General features: G+C 58.1%; 8 protein-coding genes and 1 pseudogene. 5 read left to right on the top strand and 4 right to left on the bottom strand.

Annotated elements, in window-relative coordinates:
* Positions 1–266: pseudogene (locus tag ACILRC_RS14080) on the top strand (ATP-binding protein); the annotation flags it as partial.
* Positions 267–568: 302 nt separating this feature from the next.
* On the opposite strand, the gene ACILRC_RS14075 reads toward ACILRC_RS14080, so the two are convergent.
* Genes ACILRC_RS14075 through ACILRC_RS14060 form a run of 4 tightly spaced genes read right to left on the bottom strand, consistent with a single transcriptional unit; the run spans position 569 to position 1,906 of the window.
* Positions 569–988, bottom strand: coding sequence for a putative toxin-antitoxin system toxin component, PIN family (locus ACILRC_RS14075; RefSeq protein WP_395670010.1), 420 nt, complete (start codon positions 986–988; stop codon positions 569–571).
* The gene (locus tag ACILRC_RS14070) at positions 988–1,227 is read right to left on the bottom strand and encodes a ribbon-helix-helix domain-containing protein (RefSeq protein ID WP_395670007.1); all 240 of its coding nucleotides are present in this window, start codon (positions 1,225–1,227) and stop codon (positions 988–990) included. The genes ACILRC_RS14075 and ACILRC_RS14070 overlap by 1 nt, the downstream gene beginning before the upstream one ends.
* A 22-nt stretch (positions 1,228–1,249) precedes the next feature.
* Positions 1,250–1,564, bottom strand: a complete 315-nt coding sequence (locus tag ACILRC_RS14065; protein ID WP_395670006.1) for a type II toxin-antitoxin system RelE/ParE family toxin — start codon at positions 1,562–1,564, stop codon at positions 1,250–1,252.
* A gap of 15 nt (positions 1,565–1,579) precedes the next feature.
* Complete coding sequence (locus tag ACILRC_RS14060; RefSeq protein WP_395670005.1) at positions 1,580–1,906, bottom strand: hypothetical protein; 327 nt, start codon at positions 1,904–1,906, stop codon at positions 1,580–1,582.
* A gap of 176 nt (positions 1,907–2,082) precedes the next feature.
* On the opposite strand from ACILRC_RS14060, the gene ACILRC_RS14055 reads away from it, so the two are divergent.
* The 4 genes from ACILRC_RS14055 (at position 2,083) to ACILRC_RS14040 (ending at position 6,109) form a co-directional block, all read left to right on the top strand.
* Complete coding sequence (locus ACILRC_RS14055; protein ID WP_395670004.1) at positions 2,083–2,469, top strand: VOC family protein; 387 nt, start codon at positions 2,083–2,085, stop codon at positions 2,467–2,469.
* Between the two features lie 152 nt (positions 2,470–2,621).
* Positions 2,622–3,656 carry a LacI family DNA-binding transcriptional regulator gene (locus ACILRC_RS14050; protein WP_395670003.1) on the top strand — a complete coding sequence of 345 codons (1,035 nt, stop codon included), beginning with the start codon at positions 2,622–2,624 and terminating at the stop codon, positions 3,654–3,656.
* A gap of 62 nt (positions 3,657–3,718) precedes the next feature.
* Positions 3,719–5,059: an ABC transporter substrate-binding protein gene (locus ACILRC_RS14045; protein WP_395670002.1), complete on the top strand. Its 1,341-nt coding sequence runs from the start codon at positions 3,719–3,721 to the stop codon at positions 5,057–5,059.
* Between the two features lie 144 nt (positions 5,060–5,203).
* Positions 5,204–6,109 carry a carbohydrate ABC transporter permease gene (locus ACILRC_RS14040; protein WP_395670009.1) on the top strand — a complete coding sequence of 302 codons (906 nt, stop codon included), beginning with the start codon at positions 5,204–5,206 and terminating at the stop codon, positions 6,107–6,109.
* The last annotated feature ends 3 nt before the right edge of the window (positions 6,110–6,112 follow it).

Below are 6,112 nucleotides of genomic sequence, written 5' to 3'. Positions count from 1 at the left end.
TGATCGAACACCTGCTGCAGGCCGAAGACGTGGATCGGCACGTGCGCTCCATTGCCCACCAGATGAAGGCTGCACGCTTCCCGATTCACCGGGACCTCGCCGGCTTCGACTTCGAGGTCTCACCCGTAGACAAGGTGCTCATCAAGAGGTTGGCGAGCCTGGGCTTCACGGACGACGCACAGAACGTGGTCCTGATTGGAGGACTCGTCCCAGGTGGTCTCGACGGACGAACCCTGTGCAAACGCCTCGAAGGTTGCCTGGGCGTCGTCTCCACCTTCAGATGGTCGCATCGGCTTGCGTCCCAGATCAATTAAGGACCCTTGTGTTGATTGATTGGTCATTTGTGCGGCGGTATTTCATGTTCTGTGGTCGAACCAGATTGTGCTGATTTGGTTTGCGCCGCATTCCCCAAGCGCTAATTGGCGGACTGCACAAGCTCCTCATGAAATACATGCGTTCAAGTGGCGCGATTAGCGATCCCGCTGAGCTTGTCTAGCCTGCGCCCGGCGATGAATTGGGCGGTGCCAGCACCGACACGTGCCGCCTTTTTCTCGCACTGCCCGCTGGCTCAGAGCGCCTGCGCACAAAAAGCCGTCGGATTCACCATGCGCGTGCGCCCGAAACTGCCCAGCTGCAACAACCCGGCGCGCCGGTCGCCGGTCACCAGATAGTCCACATCAGCTGCAAGGGCCATTGCAAGCAAGAAGGCATCATCGGGGTCCTTAGGTTCTATGCCATCTGGCAACGCTGGCAAAGCACCCAGCAAAATGGCGCCCTGCATGTTGTTCACCATCGTGCCCACCCGGTGGGCTGGTAACAAGGATTTGAGTTTTGGGTAGCGGCTCACGCGCCGCAATTCTTCCAACTGCGCGGTGGACGTCACCAACTCAAACTTTGCTGCACGCCAGGCGCGGTAAATCCTGTCGGGCGCGCCGTAGGGAGATATCAGCGATCCAAGCAAAACGTTCGTGTCTAGGATGACCCGCATCAGTGCCCACGCGCCCATTGCACCGCTTCGTCGATCAGCTCCGTAAGCTCGGATTCCTGCATGCCACGGGCGCTGGTCTTGGCTTGGCCTACCGCTTTCTCAAGCAAGTAGGAGCGCACCGCTTCTTCGATAAAGCGCGACAGGTCTCCTTTGCGGCCCCCCCCTTGGGCGGCAATAAACATACGAACAGACTGGTCAGTGTCGGGTGATACGGCAATGTTCCAACGAACAGATTCCATGATGCTTCCAGTGTTTGGGTGTTTATGTGTGTAAGTGCGTATGCTCCGAATGGTATCCCGATTCCCGTTGGTGCCGCACCGCAAGCACCAGCACGCGGTCGCTGTGGGGCAGGTAGCGGTACAGCGCCAGGTAGCCGGTTTTCCCTCTGGAGATCACCAGTTCGCGCTGCCCGAAAGGAACCTTGCGGCCGATCTCGGGGTGCTGTTCCAGAATCTCCAGCGCTTGAAATATGAGCGCAACGGTGTCTTGCGCAGCTGCTGGGTCGGACTCGCGTAAAAAGTCGCTTAGGCGCTCCAGGTCGGCCAGCGCGTGCGCGGCGTAGACAAGTTCAGCCATGCGCTGCGCGCCCGCTCATTTTTTTGCGACGGCGGAGGGCTTTGCTGCATGCAAGGCGTGTGCGTTGGGTTGCTTGGGTTTGCTCGGGGTTGGGGTGCTTCGGACGCGCTCGGTGATGTAAGCCTTGACGTCTGCACTGCGGTAGACGGCGTTGCTGCGCAAGCTGTCTTGGTAAGACGTTTCGCCATCGGCATACCACTGCTGGCGCACCACGGCATCGTCCATGGCGGATTGCAGTGTGTCCACCATCAGCGCGTGGGCGGTTTTGCCTTCGAATGCGGCAACCTTGGCGATGGTGGCTTTCAAGGCGTCAGGCAACTTGAGCGAGGTGGTGGCGGGCATGGCAGGCTCCTTGCGGGTAATACGATAGTAACACCGCGTGCGCTGCGCCAAGCCTGGGCCTTCGCAGGGATGCGCGCCGTCGGCCGCGTCCTGCTGAGCACCTTCGCGATGGCGAAGCTTGCGGGCGGGCAACTCCGCTTTTAGCATTGCAGTTCCATTCACCCAAGGAGCCCACCATGAAGAGCAACCCTATTGGCTGGTTTGAAATTTATGTGCAGGACATGCCGCGCGCGATTGCGTTTTACGAGGCCGTGTTCGACGGAAAACTCACCGCGCTGACGAATCCGTCGGCCGAGAGTTTTCCGGGGATGGAGATGTGGGCCTTCCCGTCTTCCATGGAGAGCTACGGCGCGTCCGGCGCCTTGGTGCACATGCCGGGGCTGCCGTCTGGCGGCAGCACGCTGGTGTACTTTTCCTGTGACGATTGCGCGGTCGAAGCGGCACGCGCCGCGGCGCACGGCGGCAAGGTGTTTAGGGAAAAAACCTCCATCGGCGAGCACGGCTTCATGGCCTTGGTGGAGGACACCGAGGGCAATATGGTGGGTCTGCATTCCATGGGTTGAACCCTGGGCGCATGGGTTGCGCCAGCGGAGCGGTCAGCCATCCTGAGGCAGCATGGAAGCCAAAACGGCTGTGTCAAACTGGATGGTAAAAACCCTGATTGATTTAATTGTTGATGTACATAAACTGAACATCAACACTACATCAATCCGCAATGTCTTCGCCCGTCACTATTGCCGAAATTGCCCGAAACGCAGGCGTTGGAACTGCCACGGTGGACCGCGTGCTCAACGGGCGATCAGGTGTGAATGTGGAGACTGAGCGCAAGGTTCTTGACGCCATCCATGCCCTGGGTGCGCCGAGCATCGTCCGCGGCAGGCCGCGCAGCAAAGGCAACTTCAAATTCGCCTATGTCTTGCCAGAAGGAAACTCACCATTTCTGGATGACCTAGAACGGCATATCGCGCAAACTGCCGGTGATTTTCGTCATCAGCAGATCACTGAACTGACCTATCGATTCTCGGCCGAAGACCCGGCACATTTCGCACTCGAACTCTCCCGTGTGACCGACTGTGATGCGATCGTGCTCGTGGCGCCGGATGTGCCTGCCATCAAACTGGCGATCAATGACCATGTGCGTGCCGGCGTGCATGTAGCAACACTGTTTACGGACGTGGCTGGCTCCATGCGCCAGGCATTTATCGGTGCCGACAACCGCGCCGCGGGTCGAACGGCCGGTTTGCTGCTGGGGCGAATGGCGTGCCAGCAGCAAGGCACCCAGCTTTTGCTGGCGTCCCAGACCACCCGCATGTCTGGCGAGATAGAGCGGCGCATTGGTTTTTCCCAGGTGGTTGAAGAGCGTTTTCCTGATCTGTCGGTGGTTCGACTGGCCGATATTCCGTCTGACGACGAAGGTGCCTGCAAGGCGTTGGCCGACTACCTTGCAAGCGGTATCGACCTGTCCCGCTTGAGTGGGCTGTATTGCGTAGGCCTTGCCAGCGCGGGTTTGGCGCAGGCGCTTGCGCAAGCGGGACTACGCCAAAGCGTGCCGCTCATTGCGCACGACCTCACTGCGGCACACCAGTCCATGTTGATCGATGGAAGTCTGGCGTATGTGCTCCATCAAGATGTTCACTATTGCGTTCTCACTGCGGCGCGCGTCTTGCGCGGACTGTGTGAAAACGTGCGTGGAGTGCAAAGCGTGGCGCAGCCACGCGTAGAAATCTTGACTGCCGAAAACCTGCATTGAAACGGTAGCCGGGTGTGTTGGTGTGTGTGACTGTTTTTTAATACTTTCGAGGAGAGCGTTACATGAAGAAGATTTTCAACAAGCTGCCGGCGCTAGCGTCAGTGGCACTGGCCGCAACCATGGGGCTGGGCAGTACCGTCGCCCAAGCCCAGGAAAAGACCATCACTTTGTGCTGGGCTGCGTGGGACCCGGCAAACGCCTTGGTCGAGTTGTCCAAGGACTTTACGGCGCAGAGCAAGGTCAAGATGAAGTTCGAATTCGTGCCATGGCCTAATTTTGCAGACCGCATGCTCAATGAGCTCAACTCGAAAGGCAAGCTGTGCGATTTGATCATTGGCGACAGCCAATGGATTGGCGGCGCTGCAGAGAGCGGTCACTACGTGAAGCTCAATGACTTCTTCGCCAAAGAAGGCATCAAGATGACCGACTTTGCGCCGGCCACGGTCGTTGGTTATGCGGAGTGGCCCAAGAACACGCCCAACTACTGGGCGCTGCCCGCAATGGCCGATGCGTTGGGCTGGACCTACCGCAAAGATTGGTTTGCCAAGCCTGACATTCAGGCTGAGTTCAAGAAAAAACACAACCGCGATTTGGCACCACCCAAAACTTGGACGGAATTCAAGCAAGTGTCCGAGTTCTTCCAGGGTCGCATGATTGACGGCAAGAAGGTTTACGGCGCGTACATCTTTACCGAGCGAGGCTCCGAAGGTATCACCATGGGTGTGAGCAACGTGTTCTATCCCTTCGGCTTCAAGTACCAAGACCCCAAGAAGCCCTATGCACTAGACGGATTCGTCAACTCGCCGGATTCGGTCAGGGCACTTGAGTTTTACAAGTCTCTCTACAAAGGCAGCACGCCTCCCGGCCTGACCAACTCCTATATGGGCGAAGGCCTGGACGCGTTCAAGTCCGGTCAGGTGGCCATGATGATGAACTGGTTCGCCTTCTTCCCAGGTCTTGACAAAGACCCCAATGTGGGCGGCGCCAAGATCGGCTACTTTGTGAACCCATCAGACAAAGCCAAGGGCGTGCAGTTGGGTGGTCAGGGCATCTCGGTGGTGTCTTACTCGCCCAATCGCAATGAAGCGCTGGCCTACATCAAGTGGTTTGCGAACCCCGAAGTGCAGAAAAAATGGCAGGCCATTGGAGGCTCATCGGCCCACAACGCGGTGCTCAAAGACCCCGGCTATCTGAAGAGCGCGCCCTACGCGGCTGCATTCCAAGAATCGATGAACCAGGTCGTGGACTTCTGGGCCGAGCCGTCGTATGCGCAGCTGATGTTGGCCCAGCAAAAGCGCGTGCATGACTTCGTGGTGGCCGACAAAGGCACCGCCAAAGAAGCCCTCGACGGCTTGGTAGCTGACTGGAAGAAGGTCTTCAAGGACGACGGCAAGATCAAGTAAGTCCTACTTGGTTCTCCTGCATCCGAAAGTGTTCCCGCTCTGCGCAGCTGGCGCAGAGCGGGTTCATCCACACGAACCTTGATTGGCTGGAACGCTATGTCAGTTCAAACACCTTTGGTGGACCGCCTCGCGCGCGCCACGCCGATGCCAGTGGCCAGCCAACTGCGCGGCCTGTCTGACCGCTCCATCGCCTGGATATTCATTGGCCCGACCATGCTTTTGCTGCTGGCCATCAATATCTTTCCCTTGATCTGGACCGTCAAGCTGTCTTTTACCAACTACCGTGCGAACCGGCCCAACGCTGCGGTGACGGATCTGGGTATCGAAAACTACGTCACGATACTGACCGACCCCGACATTTGGGCCGCCATGCAAACCACGGCACACTTTGTGTTCTGGACGATTGCGCTGCAAACCCTGATCGGCTTTACGCTGGCTTTCCTGATTGACCGCAAGTTTCGTGGCCACGGTTTCTGGACCACGCTCATCCTGATCCCCATGATGCTGTCGCCCGCAGTGGTGGGTAACTTCTGGGCCTTTCTCTACCAGCCACAAACCGGCTTGTTCAACGCCGTAGTTGCTGCCCTGACCGGTGTGTCGCCTTCTTCCTTCTCCATGCTGGGGGAGGTACCGCTGGCACCGTGGGCCATTATTCTGGTGGACACCTGGATGTGGACTCCGTACGTGATGCTGATTTGCTTGGCCGGACTGCGCTCGATTCCGGACTACATCTACGAAGCAGCGGAAGTCGACCGCGCGTCCAAGTGGCGCCAGTTCTGGTCCATCACCCTGCCGATGGTGCTGCCTTTCATCATGCTTGCGGTTCTGTTCAGGGGCATCGAAAACTTCAAGATGTTTGACATGGTGAACCTGCTGACTTCCGGTGGCCCAGGCTCCACCACCGAGGTGGCGTCCATCACGCTCAAGCGCGAGGCGTTCGAGAAATGGCGTACCGGTTATTCATCGGCCTTTGCCATCATTTTGTTTGTCGCCGTGTTCGGCCTGGCAAACATCTATGTCAAAGCCCTCAACCACATCAAGAACCGGTAACCT

Origin of the sequence: Rhodoferax sp. (genome assembly GCF_044236835.1) — a bacterium.
Classification (GTDB): domain Bacteria; phylum Pseudomonadota; class Gammaproteobacteria; order Burkholderiales; family Burkholderiaceae_C; genus Allorhodoferax.
The sequence above is the reverse complement of the archived record's forward strand: the minus strand, read 5'-3'. Positions and strand labels throughout refer to the sequence as shown.